The organism is Mesorhizobium sp. LNHC221B00 (assembly GCF_000502935.1).
Lineage (GTDB): Bacteria > Pseudomonadota > Alphaproteobacteria > Rhizobiales > Rhizobiaceae > Mesorhizobium > Mesorhizobium opportunistum.
Map to the genome: position 1 here is coordinate 374,370 of NZ_AYWR01000003.1, position 14,878 is coordinate 389,247.

17 protein-coding genes are annotated in these 14,878 nt (G+C 63.5%); 6 read left to right on the plus strand and 11 right to left on the minus strand.

The features are described 5' to 3' along the window. Positions 1–53: 53 nt before the first annotated feature. The 3 genes from X741_RS160410 to X741_RS160405 all read left to right on the plus strand — a co-directional run bounded on the left by X741_RS160410 (position 54) and on the right by X741_RS160405 (position 1,426). Positions 54–743 (plus strand): SDR family NAD(P)-dependent oxidoreductase, encoded by a 690-nt coding sequence (locus X741_RS160410; protein WP_023776640.1) that lies wholly within the window; start codon positions 54–56, stop codon positions 741–743. A 114-nt stretch (positions 744–857) separates the two neighbouring features. Next, complete coding sequence (locus X741_RS0134130; protein ID WP_023767835.1) at positions 858–1,178, plus strand: hypothetical protein; 321 nt, start codon at positions 858–860, stop codon at positions 1,176–1,178. After that, on the plus strand, positions 1,175–1,426 hold the full coding sequence (locus X741_RS160405) for a DUF768 domain-containing protein (protein ID WP_013893861.1): 252 nt from the start codon (positions 1,175–1,177) through the stop codon (positions 1,424–1,426). The genes X741_RS0134130 and X741_RS160405 overlap by 4 nt, the downstream gene beginning before the upstream one ends. A gap of 54 nt (positions 1,427–1,480) precedes the next feature. Here the strand turns inward: X741_RS160405 and X741_RS160400 are convergent, their stop codons facing one another. The 3 genes from X741_RS160400 to X741_RS160390 form a co-directional block, all read right to left on the minus strand. After that, complete coding sequence (locus tag X741_RS160400; RefSeq protein WP_023776641.1) at positions 1,481–2,599, minus strand: P1 family peptidase; 1,119 nt, start codon at positions 2,597–2,599, stop codon at positions 1,481–1,483. A 4-nt stretch (positions 2,600–2,603) separates the two neighbouring features. Next, positions 2,604–4,250 carry an exodeoxyribonuclease VII large subunit gene (gene xseA / locus X741_RS160395; RefSeq protein WP_023776642.1) on the minus strand — a complete coding sequence of 549 codons (1,647 nt, stop codon included), beginning with the start codon at positions 4,248–4,250 and terminating at the stop codon, positions 2,604–2,606. An 84-nt stretch (positions 4,251–4,334) separates the two neighbouring features. Continuing rightward, a complete protein-coding gene (locus X741_RS160390) occupies positions 4,335–5,291 on the minus strand; it encodes a LysR substrate-binding domain-containing protein (protein ID WP_013893864.1) in 957 nt (318 codons plus the stop codon). Positions 5,292–5,565: 274 nt separating this feature from the next. Between X741_RS160390 and X741_RS160385 the strand changes: the two genes are divergently transcribed. After that, a complete protein-coding gene (locus tag X741_RS160385; RefSeq protein WP_023776643.1) occupies positions 5,566–5,856 on the plus strand; it encodes a DUF1127 domain-containing protein in 291 nt (96 codons plus the stop codon). A 140-nt stretch (positions 5,857–5,996) separates the two neighbouring features. Here X741_RS160385 and X741_RS1000000169550 read toward each other — a convergent pair whose 3' ends face one another. The 5 genes from X741_RS1000000169550 to X741_RS160365 all read right to left on the minus strand — a co-directional run bounded on the left by X741_RS1000000169550 (position 5,997) and on the right by X741_RS160365 (position 10,568). Then, positions 5,997–6,254, minus strand: a complete 258-nt coding sequence (locus tag X741_RS1000000169550; protein WP_156937839.1) for a hypothetical protein — start codon at positions 6,252–6,254, stop codon at positions 5,997–5,999. 29 nt (positions 6,255–6,283) lie between these two features. Beyond that, complete coding sequence (locus X741_RS160380) at positions 6,284–7,300, minus strand: DUF937 domain-containing protein (protein WP_023776645.1); 1,017 nt, start codon at positions 7,298–7,300, stop codon at positions 6,284–6,286. A gap of 90 nt (positions 7,301–7,390) precedes the next feature. Then, entirely contained in the window at positions 7,391–8,764 is a 1,374-nt protein-coding gene (locus tag X741_RS160375) for a glutamate--cysteine ligase (protein ID WP_023776646.1), read from the minus strand. Positions 8,765–9,139: 375 nt separating this feature from the next. Beyond that, positions 9,140–9,874 (minus strand): 16S rRNA (uracil(1498)-N(3))-methyltransferase, encoded by a 735-nt coding sequence (locus X741_RS160370; RefSeq protein ID WP_023776647.1) that lies wholly within the window; start codon positions 9,872–9,874, stop codon positions 9,140–9,142. 31 nt (positions 9,875–9,905) lie between these two features. Then, on the minus strand, positions 9,906–10,568 hold the full coding sequence (locus X741_RS160365; RefSeq protein WP_023776648.1) for a hypothetical protein: 663 nt from the start codon (positions 10,566–10,568) through the stop codon (positions 9,906–9,908). An 88-nt stretch (positions 10,569–10,656) separates the two neighbouring features. Between X741_RS160365 and X741_RS160360 the strand changes: the two genes are divergently transcribed. Continuing rightward, the gene (locus X741_RS160360) at positions 10,657–11,355 is read left to right on the plus strand and encodes a type 1 glutamine amidotransferase (RefSeq protein ID WP_023776649.1); all 699 of its coding nucleotides are present in this window, start codon (positions 10,657–10,659) and stop codon (positions 11,353–11,355) included. A gap of 293 nt (positions 11,356–11,648) precedes the next feature. Continuing rightward, a complete protein-coding gene (locus tag X741_RS1000000171425) occupies positions 11,649–11,780 on the plus strand; it encodes a hypothetical protein (RefSeq protein ID WP_280940330.1) in 132 nt (43 codons plus the stop codon). A gap of 160 nt (positions 11,781–11,940) precedes the next feature. Here the strand turns inward: X741_RS1000000171425 and X741_RS160355 are convergent, their stop codons facing one another. The 3 genes from X741_RS160355 to X741_RS160345 are packed head-to-tail and all read right to left on the minus strand — an operon-like array spanning position 11,941 to position 14,711. Continuing rightward, a complete protein-coding gene (locus X741_RS160355) occupies positions 11,941–12,708 on the minus strand; it encodes a metallophosphoesterase (RefSeq protein ID WP_023776651.1) in 768 nt (255 codons plus the stop codon). Positions 12,709–12,745: 37 nt separating this feature from the next. Next, a complete protein-coding gene (locus tag X741_RS160350) occupies positions 12,746–13,882 on the minus strand; it encodes an alpha-hydroxy acid oxidase (protein WP_023776652.1) in 1,137 nt (378 codons plus the stop codon). Positions 13,883–13,907: 25 nt separating this feature from the next. After that, on the minus strand, positions 13,908–14,711 hold the full coding sequence (locus tag X741_RS160345) for an FCD domain-containing protein (protein ID WP_023776653.1): 804 nt from the start codon (positions 14,709–14,711) through the stop codon (positions 13,908–13,910). Positions 14,712–14,878 lie beyond the last annotated feature (167 nt).

Genomic DNA, 14,878 nt, shown 5'->3' on the forward strand with positions numbered 1-14,878 from the left:
TCGTCTGGGTCATTCGGCGATCGGCCGCAATCAGTGGAAAGAAGGAGGGTCTCATGACATCCAATGTCGCCGTCATCGCCGGCGCCGGCTCCGGATTGAGCGCCTCGCTGGCGCGCCTGCTCGCCGGCGAGGGCTTTCGCGTCGTCCTGGCCGCCCGCAACATCGAGAAACTCGGCGCCTTGCAGACACAGATCGGCGCGCAGGCCGTGGCAACGGATGTCTCCGATCCCGCATCGGTCGAGCGTTTGTTCGATGTCGCCGACAGGGCCGGTCCGCTTTCGATCGTGATTTTCAATGCCAGCGGGCGCGCCCGCGGCCCGATAACCGAGCTCGATCCCGAGGCGGTCCGGCAGGCATTGCTGGTCGGTGCCTATGGTGGGTTCCTGGTCGGCCAGCAGGCGGCCCGGCGGCTTCTCGCCCTGGGGTCAGGCTCGATCTTCTTCACCGGCGCGACGGCAAGCGTGAAAGGATTCGCCGGCTCCGCCGGTTTTGCCATGCCGAAATTCGGCTTGCGCGGACTGGCGCAATCCATGGCCCGCGAACTGGCCCCGAAGAACATCCACGTCGCGCACTTCATCATCGATGGCGCCATCGCTTCGGCGACGTCGGGCCAGGAGTCCGAGCCGCAGGATCGCCGGCTGTCACCGGATGCGATTGCCGAGGCCTATCTCTCCATCCATCGCCAGCAGCGCAGCGCCTGGACCTGGGAAATGGAGCTCAGGCCGTGGGTGGAGACATTCTGACGGGGCACGCTGACGGGGCTGGCAAAAGGTGCGACTTTCCGCGTCTGGCGGTCAAGGTCGAGAGGAGTCGACATTGAACGGGGATATCACTATATAGCGGCGGCTTCGTAACGCATGCCTGAGGGCTGCACCACGGAAGCGACTGTAAATGTGCTAGGTATTGCGCCATCTTTTGTGACGAAAATCGGCTCGAAAACCGGAAAAAAGCAAATAGAAACAGTGGCGCACAGCCGGCTCGATCCGGCTAAACGGTACCAGCCCCTCCAGAATCAGAAAATGTTCTTCAAACCTCGATTTCCTACGGCTCTGTGGACCTTGGACGGCATCGGCTTGCCGGGGCGTTACGACTCGGTTGGAATGGGGACAGGCATCCTTTGCGGGATGTCGGCGTTTATGATTACCAACCGGCTTTGCCGCCAGGGAACAGCAGTATGAGTGAACACGCGATCGAGTTCTTGCAGGGTTGGATCGGCGAAAAGGTCCATTGCCAGTCCCACGCCAGGATCGAGAAGCAGGCCGAGACTCTGGCCAAGGAATGCGCTGCCAAGGCAGCGGAGGTCGGCATTCCGTTGGAAGACATCCAGGAAGAAGTCGGCGATATCAAGGAACTCATCGCATCCCGGCTCGAGGAAGCAGCCGAGGCGGACGGGAACCAGCAGGCGTCCAGCAAAGCCGCCGAATAGATTTTAGGGGCGACCCTGTCTGAATGCGCGGGCCCTTCGGCCCGCGTTTTCGTCTCAGCCGAACGTTTCTCTTAGCCAAACCTTCGGCAGCGCCGGCACGAAATTGCCGTCGCGCCCGGTCATGTCGTCATTGGCGGTCAGCGCGTTGAGGATCGCCTCCTCGACGGCCTGGATCACCGCGTCGAAGAACGGGTCGATGTCGCTGTCCGGGATGAAATCGGCACTGGCGATGCGGCCCGACGGCGCCAGTGCCGCGGCGGGATTGGCTGTCGAGAAGGCAAGAAAAATGTCGCCCGAGCTGTGATAGCCGAAGCCGCCGGTCATGGCGACGCCGAGCGGCACGCGGCGGGCCAGCCGTTTCATCTGGTGCGGCAGGAAGGGCGCATCGGTGGCGATGACGGCGATGATCGAGCCTTTTTCGGCGCGCTCCGCAGCTTCGCGGATGGCCAGCGCGGCAAGCTCCGGCTCGACCCGCTGTCCGCGAACCGTGAAATTGCGCAACTTGCCGAAATTCGCCTGCACGAAAGCGCCGACCGTGAAGCTGAGGCCTTGCCACTCGACCATGCGCGACGCGGTCCCTGAGCCTGCCTTGAAGCCGAAGGCGATCATGCCGGTGCCGCCGCCGACGCTGCCTTCCTCGATCGGGCCGCCGGCGGCACCGTCGAGGGCCTCGGCAACATGCTCCGATGTCAGATGGTGGCCGTTGATGTCGTTGAGAAACCCGTCATAGGTCTCCGCCGCCACCGGCAGGCCCCAACTGCTGTCGAGTGCTGCCGGCAGCACATGATGCATCCAGCGCAGCGTGCCATCGCGTGAAACACCGCAGGAATGCGTGTTGGTGATGGTGATCGGGAAGTTGAAGGCGCCGGTTTCCTCGATGATATGCGAGCCGGTCAGTTCGCCATTGCCGTTCTGGCTGAAAATGCCGGCAAAGACTGGCGTGGCCAGCTCGGCGCGCGGCCTGGGCAGGATCGCGGTGACGCCGGTGCGCACCGGCCCCTTGCCGACGACGAGCGTGCCGTCGCCCGATATCAGCGTCGCATAGCCGACCGCGACGCCCGGCACGTCGGTGATCGCGTTGAACGGCCCTGGCGTTCCGTCGAAGCCGATGCCGAAGCTTCGCGCGCGCGGCTTGTCGGATGGCGTTGCCAGATGATGCGGACTATCGGTCATGATCTCAGAACAGCGATCCTTGATTGCCGGGTTCCCTGCTCTTGGCAACTGGGGTCTTTGCGGATGGCTTGGCAGCCGGCTTCGGCCGGGCCGCACCGCTGGTTGCCACCGCATCCGCAGTGCCATCGGCGAACTCCAATGAAAGCGCCATTCCCGACGCCACGTCGGCGGCCTGCTTGATGACCGCGCCGTCGGCATCCTTCACCAGCGCGAAGCCACGCGCCAGCACGGCCTTGTGCGAAAGCGTCGCCATCAACCTGTCGGCCTGGACAACACGCCCGCGCAAGCGCTCCAGCCGGATCAGTACCGCCTGCGTACCGCGCCTCGTCAAGGCTGCCAGAAAATCCCTTTGCACGCGTTGGCGCCGCGCTGTCGGCTCGATCGTGATGCGGCCTTGCAGCAAGGCCAATTGCTGCCTGTGCCGCTGCAGCGATGCCCTCGCACATTTCGGCAACTGGTCCGCTGCCCGATTTAGCTCTGCACGCCGGGCTCTCGCCAGCGCGCGCAGCGCTCCTTGCGCTCGCAAGAGATTGCGTTCGTTGGTGCGCCGCGCCTCGGCAATGCGCTGCGAAAGCATCGTCGGCGTCAGCTTCACGGCAACAAATCGTGCCCGCTTGCGTTCGGTGGAAACCATCAGGCCGCGGCCGAGCCGGCTTGTCGCCTCGTCGAGGCGCCGGCGCGGCAGCGCCAGCAATTGGTCGGGCGAGGGCAGGGCACGGGCCGCCGCACGGGCGGCCTGCCGCTTGCGTTCGAAGTTGCGCAGGACCGCCGCCTTGAGCCGCGCGCCCAGGCTGGCAAGCGTCGCTTCGAGGTCTGCCTTCACCGGCACGGCGATTTCGGCAGCACCCGTCGGTGTCGGCGCCCGCACATCGGCGACAAGGTCGATCAGCGTCCAGTCCGTTTCATGGCCGACGGCCGAGATCACCGGAATGCCGGAGGCGGCAACGGCGCGCGCCAGCGCTTCGTCGTTAAAGCCCCACAGATCCTCGAGGCTGCCGCCGCCGCGCGCCACGATCAAGAGATCGGGGCGCTGGATGGCGCCGTCCCATGCCAGGGCGTTGAAGCCGGCGACGGCATTGGTCACTTCCACGCCTGACGTCTCGCCCTGCACGCGGACCGGCCAGACCAGCACGTGCAACGGAAAGCGGTCCTTGATGCGGTGGATGATGTCACGGATGACGGATCCGGTCGGCGAGGTGACGACACCGATGACGCGCGGCATGAACGGCAGCCGGCGCTTGCGGCCGGCATCGAAAAGCCCTTCTCCCTGCAGCCGGCGCTTGCGCTCTTCCAGCAGCGCCATCAGCGCTCCGGCGCCGGCCGGCTCCAGATTGTCGATGACGATCTGGTAGTTGGACTTGCCGGGATAGGTGGTGAGCTTGCCGGTGGCGATCACCTCCATCCCTTCCTCGGGACGGAATTTCAGCCGGCTCATCGTGCCTTTCCACACCACGGCGTCGAGCCGGGCGCGGTCGTCCTTCAGCGCGAAATAGGCATGGCCGGAGGAGTGCGGTCCGCGATAGCCGGAGATTTCGCCGCGCACCCGCACATTGCCGAAGACGTCCTCGACCGTGCGCTTCAGCGCGCCGGAAATCTCGCTCACCGTGTATTCGGTGGCGTTGGTGCGTGATTCGGATGCTGCGTCGCTCATCGCTCGATTGGGGGCTGGTTGGCGTTCCGCGTCAAGGCGCAGTGTCGGTCCAGGCACTCATGGTCCGCATATGCCTGATCCCTCCTACCAGCCTGGCAGGATCTGGTTCGGCTTGCTCCGCTTCATCTTGGCGAAGGCGAGTGCCGCGAAGTCGAATGTTCCCGTCTCCTCGCCAAGCGGCACGGAAATATTGTCCAGGCTTTCCGAAATATGGCGGGCGAGCGCGTCGACAATCTCCGGCCGCGACGTCTGGCCGCGCATGATGCCGATGCGGCAATCGGGCAAGGCGCCAAAGCCATCGGCTTCACCCAGCACCCGCATGCCGGGCCTGAGCGCGCATTCCGGCAGCACCGAGATCGCCAGGCCCGAAAGCACCGCGGCGGTGATCACGGTCGCCGAGAAGCTGGTGAACAGGATACGGTAGTCGCGGTTCTGCTGGTCGAGCACGTCGACGGCGGCGCGCCGCCAGATGCAGTTCGGCCGGCCAAAGGCCATCGGCAGCGTTACCTGTTCATGCGTCGCATGGTTGGCGGAGGTGACCCACAACAGCGGCTCGCGCCGCACCACCTCCGACTGGCCGCGGACATCGTTGTGCGTCACCAGCGCAAGGTCGAGATTGCCGCGCTTGATATGCTCGACCAGCCCCGGCGTCGGCTCGCAGATGACGGTCAGCTCGACGCGCGGATTGGAGCGCGTGAAGCGGGCCATGATCTCGGGCAGGAAACGGTCGGCATAGTCGTCCGGCGTGCCGATACGGATCGTGCCTTCGAGCCGCTGGTCGTCGAAGGCGGCGAGCGTTTCGCGGTTGAGATAGAGCAGCCGTCTTGCATAGGAAAGCAGCTTGTCGCCTTCCTCGCTCAGCCTGTTGGTGCGCCCCTCCTTCTCGAACAGCGGCTTGCCGATCCGCTCCTCCAGCCGGCGCATCTGCATGGACACCGCCGACTGGGTGCGGTGAACCTCCTCCGCGGCGCGGGTGAAACTGCCGGTATCGGCAATCGAGATGAAGGTCTGCAACTGATCGAGATCGAGCGGCGCTTTCATCGGTCCAATCCATCATTGTTGTTGATGTCTATGATTAGAAACATTCGTTGGATTAATCAATCGGCTGATGGCAAATTGGTATTGTCCACATGAAGGCATGTGAATCGAAGCCGGAACGGCCGCTGTCGCCAGCGCCGATCGTTCGGTTTTGTCCGGCCTACAGCGCCGCGCGTCCTTTGGACGCGCAAAGGACGCTGTAGCATTTTGATTTTGGCGCATGATCCTTTTCCGAACCTCCGGTTCGGGGTCATGCGGCAGTCTGAAGGAGACCGACATGACCACGTTTGATTTCGCCACCGAGACCTCGCGCATCACCTCGCGTCCGGCCGTTGCGACGCGCGTGGCAAACACCGTCTCCAACGCCTATCGCGCCTGGAAAAACCGCCGCGCCTTCTATCGCCTTGGCGAGATGTCGGACGCCGAGCTCGCCGACATCGGCCTGACGCGCGCCGACCTGCATGTCGCCATCGACGTGCCGTTTGGCCGCGATCCGACGGCGATGTTGCGGGAAATTGCCAGCGATCGTGTGGAAACGATCGAGGACATCGCCCGCAAGGTGGCTTGATCGCCGAGTTTCGGTCCGGTGAACCTATTCACGGTTCAGCGCGACCAAAGGTTCTGCAGGCTCCCCACTCCCTGCCGGTCCCCCGCCGGCCTGCCTGCACGTTGCCCGGTCCTCCCAGGACCGGGCTTTTCTTTTGTGGCTCAGAACTGATCGATCAGCTCAATCAGCCATCTGTCTGTAAAAATGAGAATCCCGAAGGCCAAAAGGCTGACGGCAAAGATCCCATAGCCGGCGCGATTGCTCTCGTCCAAGGGCTTCCATTGCGACGGAAGCGGTTTGCCATGTCTTAAGGCGTTGCGAATGTCTCTGTAACCGGGAGCATCGCCGGGATTAAGGAAGTCATACCGACAAATTGAGTAGACCCCCCCAATCAGTGCTGCAGCCATCAAGCCGTTCACGACTATTTCACCTAAAGTCATTGCTCGAACTACCGCCGGTCCATGTCCCGCTTGAATTGGTCGAAGATCGTTTCCACGCCCTTCTGGTACTCGTCGCGCTGCTGGGCGCCGGTCTCGAACATTTTGCCGAACAAATCGTCGAACGGGTTCCTCGCTCTACCGCTCGGATTGGTCTCTGGCTGCGGCGCCTGCGGCCGTTGCGACGCCTGAGGTTGTGGCGCCGGCTGTCCGCCGGGCAAGCCGCCGCCTCCTTGCCGTAGCATCTCCTCGAAGATTTTCCCGAGCGGATTGTCGCCATAGGGACTCTGGGTCTGCTGCGGCTGGGTCCGGCCTTGCGGCTGCGGCGTGCCGCCACCGAACATGTCCTGCAGCACCTTGCCGAGCGGGTTGTCGCCATAGGGGTTGGGTGCCGGCTGCGGCTGGCTTTGCGGTTGCGGCGTACCGCCGCCGAACATGTCCTGCAAGACCTTGCCAAGCGGGTTGTCCATCGGGTTTTGAGGTGGCGGCGCCTGGCGCTGTTGCGGCGCCGGGGCCTGCATGCCCCCGCCTTGCCGCATCATCTGCTCGATGATCTCGCCGAGCGGATTGTTGCCGCCACCGCCGAAACCGCCGGCGGCCTGCATCTGACTGGTCGTCTGCTTGAACAGCCCGCCCATCACCATCGAGGCGATCGCGGGCAGCATCTGCTGCAGGATCTGCTGGCTGACGCCGCTCGCTTGCGCCGCCTGGCTGGCGACGGCGCGCGACAGGTCCTTGGAGCCAAACAGATGCCCCAGAATGCCGTTGCCCTCATCGACCCCTTGCGGCGAGAAGGCTCGGGTCGCATCCTCGAAATATTTGGCGTGCTGGCCGCTTGCCATCGCCGTCATGAAGGCGCCGAGCCCATAAGGGTCGGCGGTGTTGCGTTGCAGCCCCTGCGAAAAGGCTGGCAGCAGTGCTGCGACCGCCGCCTGTGTCTGTTGCATCGAAAGCCCATATTGTTGAGCAAGCGCCTGCATGCCATTGCCGTTCTGGGCCTGGGTCAGCATGTCGAACAAGGTAGGCATCGGCTTCTCCTCCGGGAAATCCTGGGCGGAGAGCCTAATTCGTTTCAACGCCCGATTGAAGCAGCTTTTGTCGCTCGTTATGGCTCGCGGCTAATAGGCATATTCCATGAACACCGGCTCGATCGAACCGCCCCAGCGCGTGTGATAGGCGGAAAGCATCTCCTCGGCGCTGGTGGTGCCGCGCGCAACCACTTCGTCCAGTGTGTTGAGGAACGAGGTCTCGTCGTAGCCGTCACGGTTCTTCTTGCCGCGGTTCTTCAGCCCCGTGCGCGAAATGGCCAGCACGTCGCGCGCGATCTCGCGCAGCGTGGTGTTGCGGAAAGGCGCGGAAATGCCGAGTTCAGGCACCGCATTGCGCATGGCCAGTGTTTCTTCATATGTCCAGCTCGCGGTCAACGCCTCCGCCGCGTCGAGTGCCGCCTCGTCGTAGAGCAGTCCGACCCAGAAAGCCGGCAGCGCGCAGATGCGCCGCCACGGCCCGCCATCGGCGCCGCGCATCTCGAGGAACCGCTTCAGGCGCACGTCCGGAAATAGCGTCGACAGATGGTTGGCCCAGTCGCCCATCGTCGGCAGCCCGTCGGGCACTTCATTGCGCGCCGCCCCGGCCATGAACTGGCGGAAGGTGACATGGGTCATGTCATGATAGCGGCCGTCGCGAATGACGAAATACATCGGCACGTCGAGCGCCCATTCGACATAGTCGGCGAACCCGAAATCCGGCGAGAAGCAGAATTCGAGCAGGCCCGAGCGCTGGTTGTCGGTATCGCGCCAGATGTCACCGCGCCAGCTCTGCAGGCCGTTCGGCCGGCTCTCGGTGAAGGGCGAATTGGCGAACAGCGCCGTCGACAGCGGCTGCAGCTTCAGCGACACCTGCATCTTGCGGCGCATATCGGCCTCGCTTTCGAAGTCGAGGTTAACCTGAATCGTGCAGGTGCGGTACATCATGTCGAGGCCCTTGGTGCCGACCTTGGGCATGTAGCGCGTCATGATCTCATAGCGCGACTTCGGCATTTTCGGCGTCTCGGCCAGCGACCATTTCGGGCTGCCGCCAAGGCCAAGGAAGCGGATTCCCATCGGCTCGGCGATTTCGCGCACCTGGGCCAGATGTGCATTGCCCTCGCGGCAAGTCTGATGGATGGTTTCCAGCGGCGCGCCGGAAAGCTCGAACTGGCCGCCAGGCTCGAGCGAAATCGCACCTTGGCCGGTCGGCTCGACCAGGCCGATGATGCGGCCGTCATCCATGATCGGGTCCCAGCCGAGCTTCGACTGCATGCCTTCGAGGATGGCGCGGATGCCGCGCTCTCCGCCATAGGGCACTGGCGCATTGCCATCGACATAGAAAGGGAATTTCTCGTGCTCGGTGCCGATGCGCCACTTGTCGCGCGCCTTGTTGCCTTCGGCCAGATGCTCGACGAGTTCGTCGACGCCTTCGATCGGCCGGAAATCGGTTGTGTCGCGCGCCATGATCCTAGCCCTCAGCAGATGACCCCGAAAATCGACTTTCGATTTTCGGAAAGGATCATGTGCCCCAATCGAATGCTACAGCGTCCTTTGCGCGTCCGAAAGGACGCGCGGCGCTGTAGTGCGGCCGGACGACCGCCGGCGCTAGATGGACGAAATGTCAGTAGCCGATCAAGCGAAAAATCCTGAGCCACAGGTCAAGAGGAATTGAACTGCGGCTTCTTTCCTTCCCCCTGTGGGAGAAGGTGGATCGGCGCACAGCGCCGAGACGGTTGAGGGGTGGGTGACGGAGTAATGTCCGCGCCAAGCTGGAGCACCCCTCATCCGACCGAGCTTCGCTCGGCCACCTTCTCCCGCAAGGGGAGAAGGGAAGATCCTTTACCAGTCTCCGACACTTGCCTGGATCACCGCAAGCGCGGCCACGGCCGCCGTGTCGGCGCGCAGGATGCGCGGCCCGAGCGGAATGGCGCTCACGAAGGGCAGGGCGCGCAGCATCTTGCGCTCCTCATCGGAAAAGCCGCCCTCTGGCCCGACCAGCAGCCCGAGCTTCTTTTCCTTTATCGCCTGCAAGGCAGGCAGCGGATTGTTGGTCGAGGCGTCCTCGTCACAGAAGATCAGCCGCCGTTCCTTGTCCCAGCCGGTCAGCAGGCGTTCGAATTTTTCCGCCTCGCGAACCTCCGGCACCGCCAGGATGCCGCATTGCTCGGCTGCTTCGACGACATTGGCGCGCAGTCGGTCGATGGAAGGCTTTGCCACTTGCGTATGCTGGGTGATGACGGGCTGCAGGATGCCGGCGCCCATCTCGACCGCCTTCTGCACGAGATAGTCGAGCCGCCCCTGTTTCAGGGGCGCGAAACAATAGATCAGGTCGGGCAACGGCGGCTGCGGCCGCTGCAGCGCCAGCACCTTCAGCCGCACCGCCCTTTTTGTCTTCCCGGCGATGGCCGCCGACCATTCGCCGTCGCGGCCATTGAAGACAAGGATCTCGGCCCCTTCGCCGAGCCGCAGCACGTGCATGAGATAATGGCTTTGCTGCTGGCCGGCATCGAACTCGGCATCCTCTGCGAGACCGTCGGGCACGAACAGCCGTTGCATCTTGTAATTGGCGCGCATGGCCGAGGAATGGGCGAGCCGGCCGCCGGCGTCAAGCCTCGGCCGACGGATGCCACACCGGGCGAAAGCCATGACGCAGGACCGCAAGCGTCGTCTCCGGGGTCAGCAGGACAAGCACCTTGCCTTCGAACTGGTCAAGGTCGATGGGCGGGCCATATCCGGCAAAGGACCACGGCAACGCCCTGCCGTTGCGCAAGGCGTATGCGCAGCCGTTAGCCGCGATCACCGCACCGTCGGGCAGGGCGGCAAGCTCGGCCGTTGCCACATCCGGCCTTTTGCCGCCCGAAGCCAGCCGCTCCTTGTGCAGCCGTTTGTCGACCTGCGGCGCCCGCGGCTCGGCAATACCGAACGCTTCACCGAAATGGCCGACGAAATCCCTGGCCCGTTCGCGCTGGCAGAAGAAGCAGGGGCGATGCCCAGCTGCCAGTGCCGTCACTTCGTCGAGGAAGAACAATTCCGTCCAGCCGGCCTTGCCGCCCAGATGGTCGTCGCTCTTGCGGTTGCGGCCCATCGGCTGGCGCCGCACATTGCGGAACTGGCAGACGCAGATGATCCAGGCCTGAAGCGCCCAGCGTTTCCTGAGCAGCGTCCTGGTCTCGGGATCGTGGATGATGCCGCGATTGCCGGTGAACAGCCCGCGCTCGGGCACGGCGTGGATGGCGCCGAACGGATCGACCCGGTTCTGCAGTGGCATAGTTCTCTCCTGGGATACGCATCTTGGCTGCAATGCTGGCGGCATGATATCGCTCGTCGCATCTTTTTCATGTCAGCAGGGTTTTGCGATGCGGGTGCTGGTGGTCCAGAACTACGACAATACCGGCCTCGGCCAGGTCGGGGCCGCGCTTGCGGAAGCGGGTGCCGATCTCGATGTGCGCCTCCCCTACAAGGGCGACCCCCTGCCCGAAGATGCAACCGGGCATGATGCCATGGTGGTGCTCGGCGGCGGCCAGAATGCGCTGGCCGACGATGAATATCCCTATTTTCCGGCACTGCTCGAACTGACCCGCGATTTCGCCGGCAAGGACCGCGCCGTGCTCGGCATCTGTCTCGGCAGCCAGCTGGTCGCCCGCGCCTTCGGCGGCGAGAACCGCATCGGCGGCGCCAACGAATTCGGCTGGCGCGGCGTGTCGCTGACGCCGGACGCCAAGGCCGATCCGGTGCTGGGTGCTTTGCCGGAAAAGTTCCCGATCTTCCAGTGGCATGACGACACGTTCGAGCTGCCGCGAAACGCCGTACGGCTCGCCGGCAACGATGTCGCCCAAAATCAGGCGTTTCGCGTCGGCCGCGCCGTCTATGGCTTCCAGTTCCACTTCGAGGCCGACCGGCCGATGGTGAAGGACTGGAGTTCCTCCTTCGCGCCGATCATTGCCGCGCGCCATCCAGACTGGGCTGGCGAACTCGATGGCGAAATGGCGCGCAACGGCCCCAATGCCGACGCCGCCGGCCTCGCCATTGCCCGCGCCTGGGTGGCGACGATCTGAACCTCCGCCCCTCGGCGCTCTGCTGCGTGACATAATTGGCACGCAGCCCTGAATCCTTCCGGGAAAACCCCTTTCGTCCCTGGCTTGTGTCCGCCCGCCATCCTAGAAGGCGCGCGCCTTGCATCGGCTGTGCAACCGCGATGAACCTTTTGTGTGACCCGTGCGACACACCGCCGATACAGAACATGCCTAGAAGCGCGAAATCGTCGAAATTTTGAAGCGATTTTTCCGTTTCAACGCATTGGTAACCGCCTCGTGCACAGATGCAGAAAGCTCAACAAGAGATGACTTCCGTGAAAGCAGCGCTTCTGTCCTTTACCATGCTCTCCGCCATCGTGCTTTGCGGGCTGGGTATCTATGCCGCCGACGCGGCAAACAACCACAATGCGGTCGACGGCTACGGCGTCACCGCTTCCTTGCGCTAGAGCATTTCACCGTTTTACGGAACGGCCAACCGCTCTATCTCTTTGTCTTTACGCAATCCCCAAGGGAAAGCGCTACGCGCTTTTGCCGGGAAAACCGTGTCACACTTTTCCTGGAATTGCTCTAAAGCCGCAACGTCTTCGCGTCCTCGGACGCGGGCGCTCAAGCTTCCTTTATCGTGATTTCCAGGATGCGTTTGTCCGCGCCGTCCACGACGAGCGCGGTGAGCATGCCTGATTGCCAGGCAAGCGTGTCCACATTGACGCGGTTGGCCATCACTTCCGCTTCCGGCACCGGCGTGTGGCCGTGCACCACGATCTTCGGGAAGAGGCCGGTGTAATCGTGGAAAACGTCGCGGATCCAGATCAGGTCCTGCGGGTTCTGCTTCTCCAGGGGGATGCCCGGCCTGATGCCGGCATGGCAGAAGAAGAAGTCGTCGAACGTTACTGAGAACGGCAGCGATCGCAGGAAATCGACATGGCCGGGTGGCATTGCCTCGAGCAGCGCCGCGTGTCTTCGTCTCAGCGTTTCCGTCTTGCCGAACCAGCTGGCATCCGTGGCGAGTGACACACCATAGGACAGCGCCGTCTGCACGCCGCCATAGCGCATGAAAAGCCCCTCCGGGTCAGGGGTTCCCAGAAAATCGAGAAAGCCGATATCGTGGTTGCCGGCGAGCATCAGATTTCGCGGATCGCGTTCGCGCGCCTCGATCAGAAAGTCGATGACGCCCTTGGAGTCCGGCCCGCGGTCGACATAGTCGCCGAGGTGGATCACCCGCCAGTCGCGAACCGGTTCCCACTGCAGCTCGCTCTCGATCCGCCGGTGCATGGCGGCCAGCAGGTCGAGCCGGCCATGCACATCGCCGATCGCGTAGAGCCGCACGCCGTCCGGCCCATGCGCGTCGAGAAAATGGATGCCGGGTTCCGCCAACTCTCGCTGTTCTCCGTGATCAGGCTGTCAACGAACCCTAGCGCCGGAGCTGGTCCTTGCCCATGTCGGTGACCAGACGCTTTCCGCACAGCGCCAGCGTTATGTCCATCTCCTTGCGGATGATTTCCAAGGCTTTGGTAACCCCTTCCTTGCCGAGCGCACCCAAGCCGTAGAGAAATGGCCGGCCGATATAGGTGCCCTTGGCGCCGAGGCAGAGCGCTTTCAACACGTCCTGGCCGGAGCGGATGCCGCCATCCATATGCACCTCTATCCTGTCGCCGACCGCGTCCGCGATCTCCTCCAGCACCATGATCGAGGAAGACGCGCCATCGAGCTGGCGTCCGCCATGGTTGGAGACGATGATTGCGTCGGCTCCGCTCTTGGCCGCCATCAGCGCGTCTTCCTTGTCGAGAATGCCTTTCAGGATCAGCTTGCCGCCCCAGCGTTCCTTGATCCAGGCGACATCCTTCCACGACAGCTGCGGATCGAACTGCTCCGTCGTCCATGACGACAGCGAGGCCACGTCGCCAACGCCCTTGGCGTGTCCGACGATGTTGCGGAAAGTGCGGCGCTTGGTGCCGGCCATGCCCAGGCACCAGCGCGGCCGGATGGCCATGTCGATGATGTTGGTCAGCGTCATACGGGGCGGAGCGGTCAACCCGTTGCGGACATCCTTGTGACGCTGGCCGAGGATCTGCAGATCGAGCGTCAGCACCAGCGCCGAGCATTTCGCCGCCTTCGCCCGGTCGATCAAATTGAGCACGAAATCCTTGTCGCGCAGGACATAGAGCTGGAACCAGAACGGTTTCTTCGTCACCGAGGCGACATCCTCGATCGAGCAGATGCTCATCGTCGAGAGCGTGAACGGCACGCCGAATTCCTCGGCCGCCTGCGCCGCCAGCATTTCGCCATCGGCATGCTGCATGCCGGTCAGGCCGGTCGGCGCCAAGGCCACCGGCATCGCCACCTTCTGGCCGATCATGGTCGATTCCAGCGAGCGGTTGCTCATGTCGACCAGCACGCGCTGGCGGAACTTGATCTTCTGGAAGTCTTCTTCGTTTGCCCGATAGGTGCTCTCGGTCCAGGCGCCCGAGTCGGCATAATCGAAGAACATCTTGGGCACGCGCCGGCGCGCGAGATCCTTGAGGTCCGCGATGGTGAGAATGTCGCTCATGATAGTCCCCGCTTGATCGAATTGATTAGGCGCGTCCGCGTGCTGGTTCGGTGTCGCCGGCTTCCGAGCGCTGCCGCAGCCGCAGCCGCGACACGCGTTGCCAGTCGCCGCTGCGCTCCGCCTCGGCCATCGACCGCTCGACATAGGTGATGTGATCCATCGCCGCCTGGCGGGCGCCGGCCGGGTCGCCGGCCTTCACCGCGGCGTGAATTGCCCGGTGTTGTGCAAGCAGAGCCTCGCGTGCGCCGGGTACGGTGAAGACCAGCAGCCGGTTCTGGAACACGCCTTCCGACAGCAGCCGATAGCAGGAGCGCAGCGTGTGCAGCAGCAGGATGTTGTGCGCGCATTCGCAGATCGCCTGATGGAATTCGACGTCGATTTCGGCCTCGTCGTCGAAATCGCCGGTGCGATCCGCCTGGTCCATGCGTGCCATGATGCGGTCGAGCAGCGCCAGATCTTCCGGCGTGGCGCGCCGCGCCGCATATTCGGCGGCTATGCCTTCGATCTCGCGGCGGTATTCCAGATAGTCGGTGACCGCCTTGCGATGCATCGAAATCAGGTCCGCCACCGGTTTGGTGAACAGCTGGCCGATGATGTCTGCGACATGCGTGCCGCCGCCGGCCTTGGTCGTCAGCAGTCCGCGCCCTTCGAGTGCCTTCAGGGCATCGCGCAGGATCGGCCGCGATACGTCAAACTGGCGTGCCAGTTCGCGCTCGCCCGGCAGCCGGTCACCGGTGCGCAGCACGCCTTCGAGGATGAGGCTCTCGATCTGCTGCACGACCTCGTCGGCGGTGCGCGAATGCTCGATCCTGGAAAAAATATCGCTCAACAGAATGCCTGGAAGGTGAAAACGGTGTCGCGCAGGATAAAGCCTGCGTCGCCAACTGGTCAAATTATTTATCCAATTGGTCGAGGCGGGTCGGTTTTGCCGCACGGCGCCATATCATCTTCGGCTAAACTTTGCTGTTTGCGTAACCAGCCTATTGGTCCTAGAGG

What these genes read in the sequence shown, in the direction of transcription:
- X741_RS160410 (WP_023776640.1), top strand. Translation starts at nt 54, where the DNA reads ATGACATCCAATGTCGCCGTCATCGCCGGCGCCGGCTCCGGATTGAGC.
- X741_RS0134130 (WP_023767835.1), top strand. Translation starts at nt 858, where the DNA reads ATGCCTGAGGGCTGCACCACGGAAGCGACTGTAAATGTGCTAGGTATT.
- X741_RS160405 (WP_013893861.1), top strand. Translation starts at nt 1,175, where the DNA reads ATGAGTGAACACGCGATCGAGTTCTTGCAGGGTTGGATCGGCGAAAAG.
- X741_RS160400 (WP_023776641.1), bottom strand. Translation starts at nt 2,599, where the DNA reads ATGACCGATAGTCCGCATCATCTGGCAACGCCATCCGACAAGCCGCGC.
- xseA (WP_023776642.1), bottom strand. Translation starts at nt 4,250, where the DNA reads ATGAGCGACGCAGCATCCGAATCACGCACCAACGCCACCGAATACACG.
- X741_RS160390 (WP_013893864.1), bottom strand. Translation starts at nt 5,291, where the DNA reads ATGAAAGCGCCGCTCGATCTCGATCAGTTGCAGACCTTCATCTCGATT.
- X741_RS160385 (WP_023776643.1), top strand. Translation starts at nt 5,566, where the DNA reads ATGACCACGTTTGATTTCGCCACCGAGACCTCGCGCATCACCTCGCGT.
- X741_RS160380 (WP_023776645.1), bottom strand. Translation starts at nt 7,300, where the DNA reads ATGCCTACCTTGTTCGACATGCTGACCCAGGCCCAGAACGGCAATGGC.
- X741_RS160375 (WP_023776646.1), bottom strand. Translation starts at nt 8,764, where the DNA reads ATGGCGCGCGACACAACCGATTTCCGGCCGATCGAAGGCGTCGACGAA.
- X741_RS160370 (WP_023776647.1), bottom strand. Translation starts at nt 9,874, where the DNA reads ATGCGCGCCAATTACAAGATGCAACGGCTGTTCGTGCCCGACGGTCTC.
- X741_RS160365 (WP_023776648.1), bottom strand. Translation starts at nt 10,568, where the DNA reads ATGCCACTGCAGAACCGGGTCGATCCGTTCGGCGCCATCCACGCCGTG.
- X741_RS160360 (WP_023776649.1), top strand. Translation starts at nt 10,657, where the DNA reads ATGCGGGTGCTGGTGGTCCAGAACTACGACAATACCGGCCTCGGCCAG.
- X741_RS160350 (WP_023776652.1), bottom strand. Translation starts at nt 13,882, where the DNA reads ATGAGCGACATTCTCACCATCGCGGACCTCAAGGATCTCGCGCGCCGG.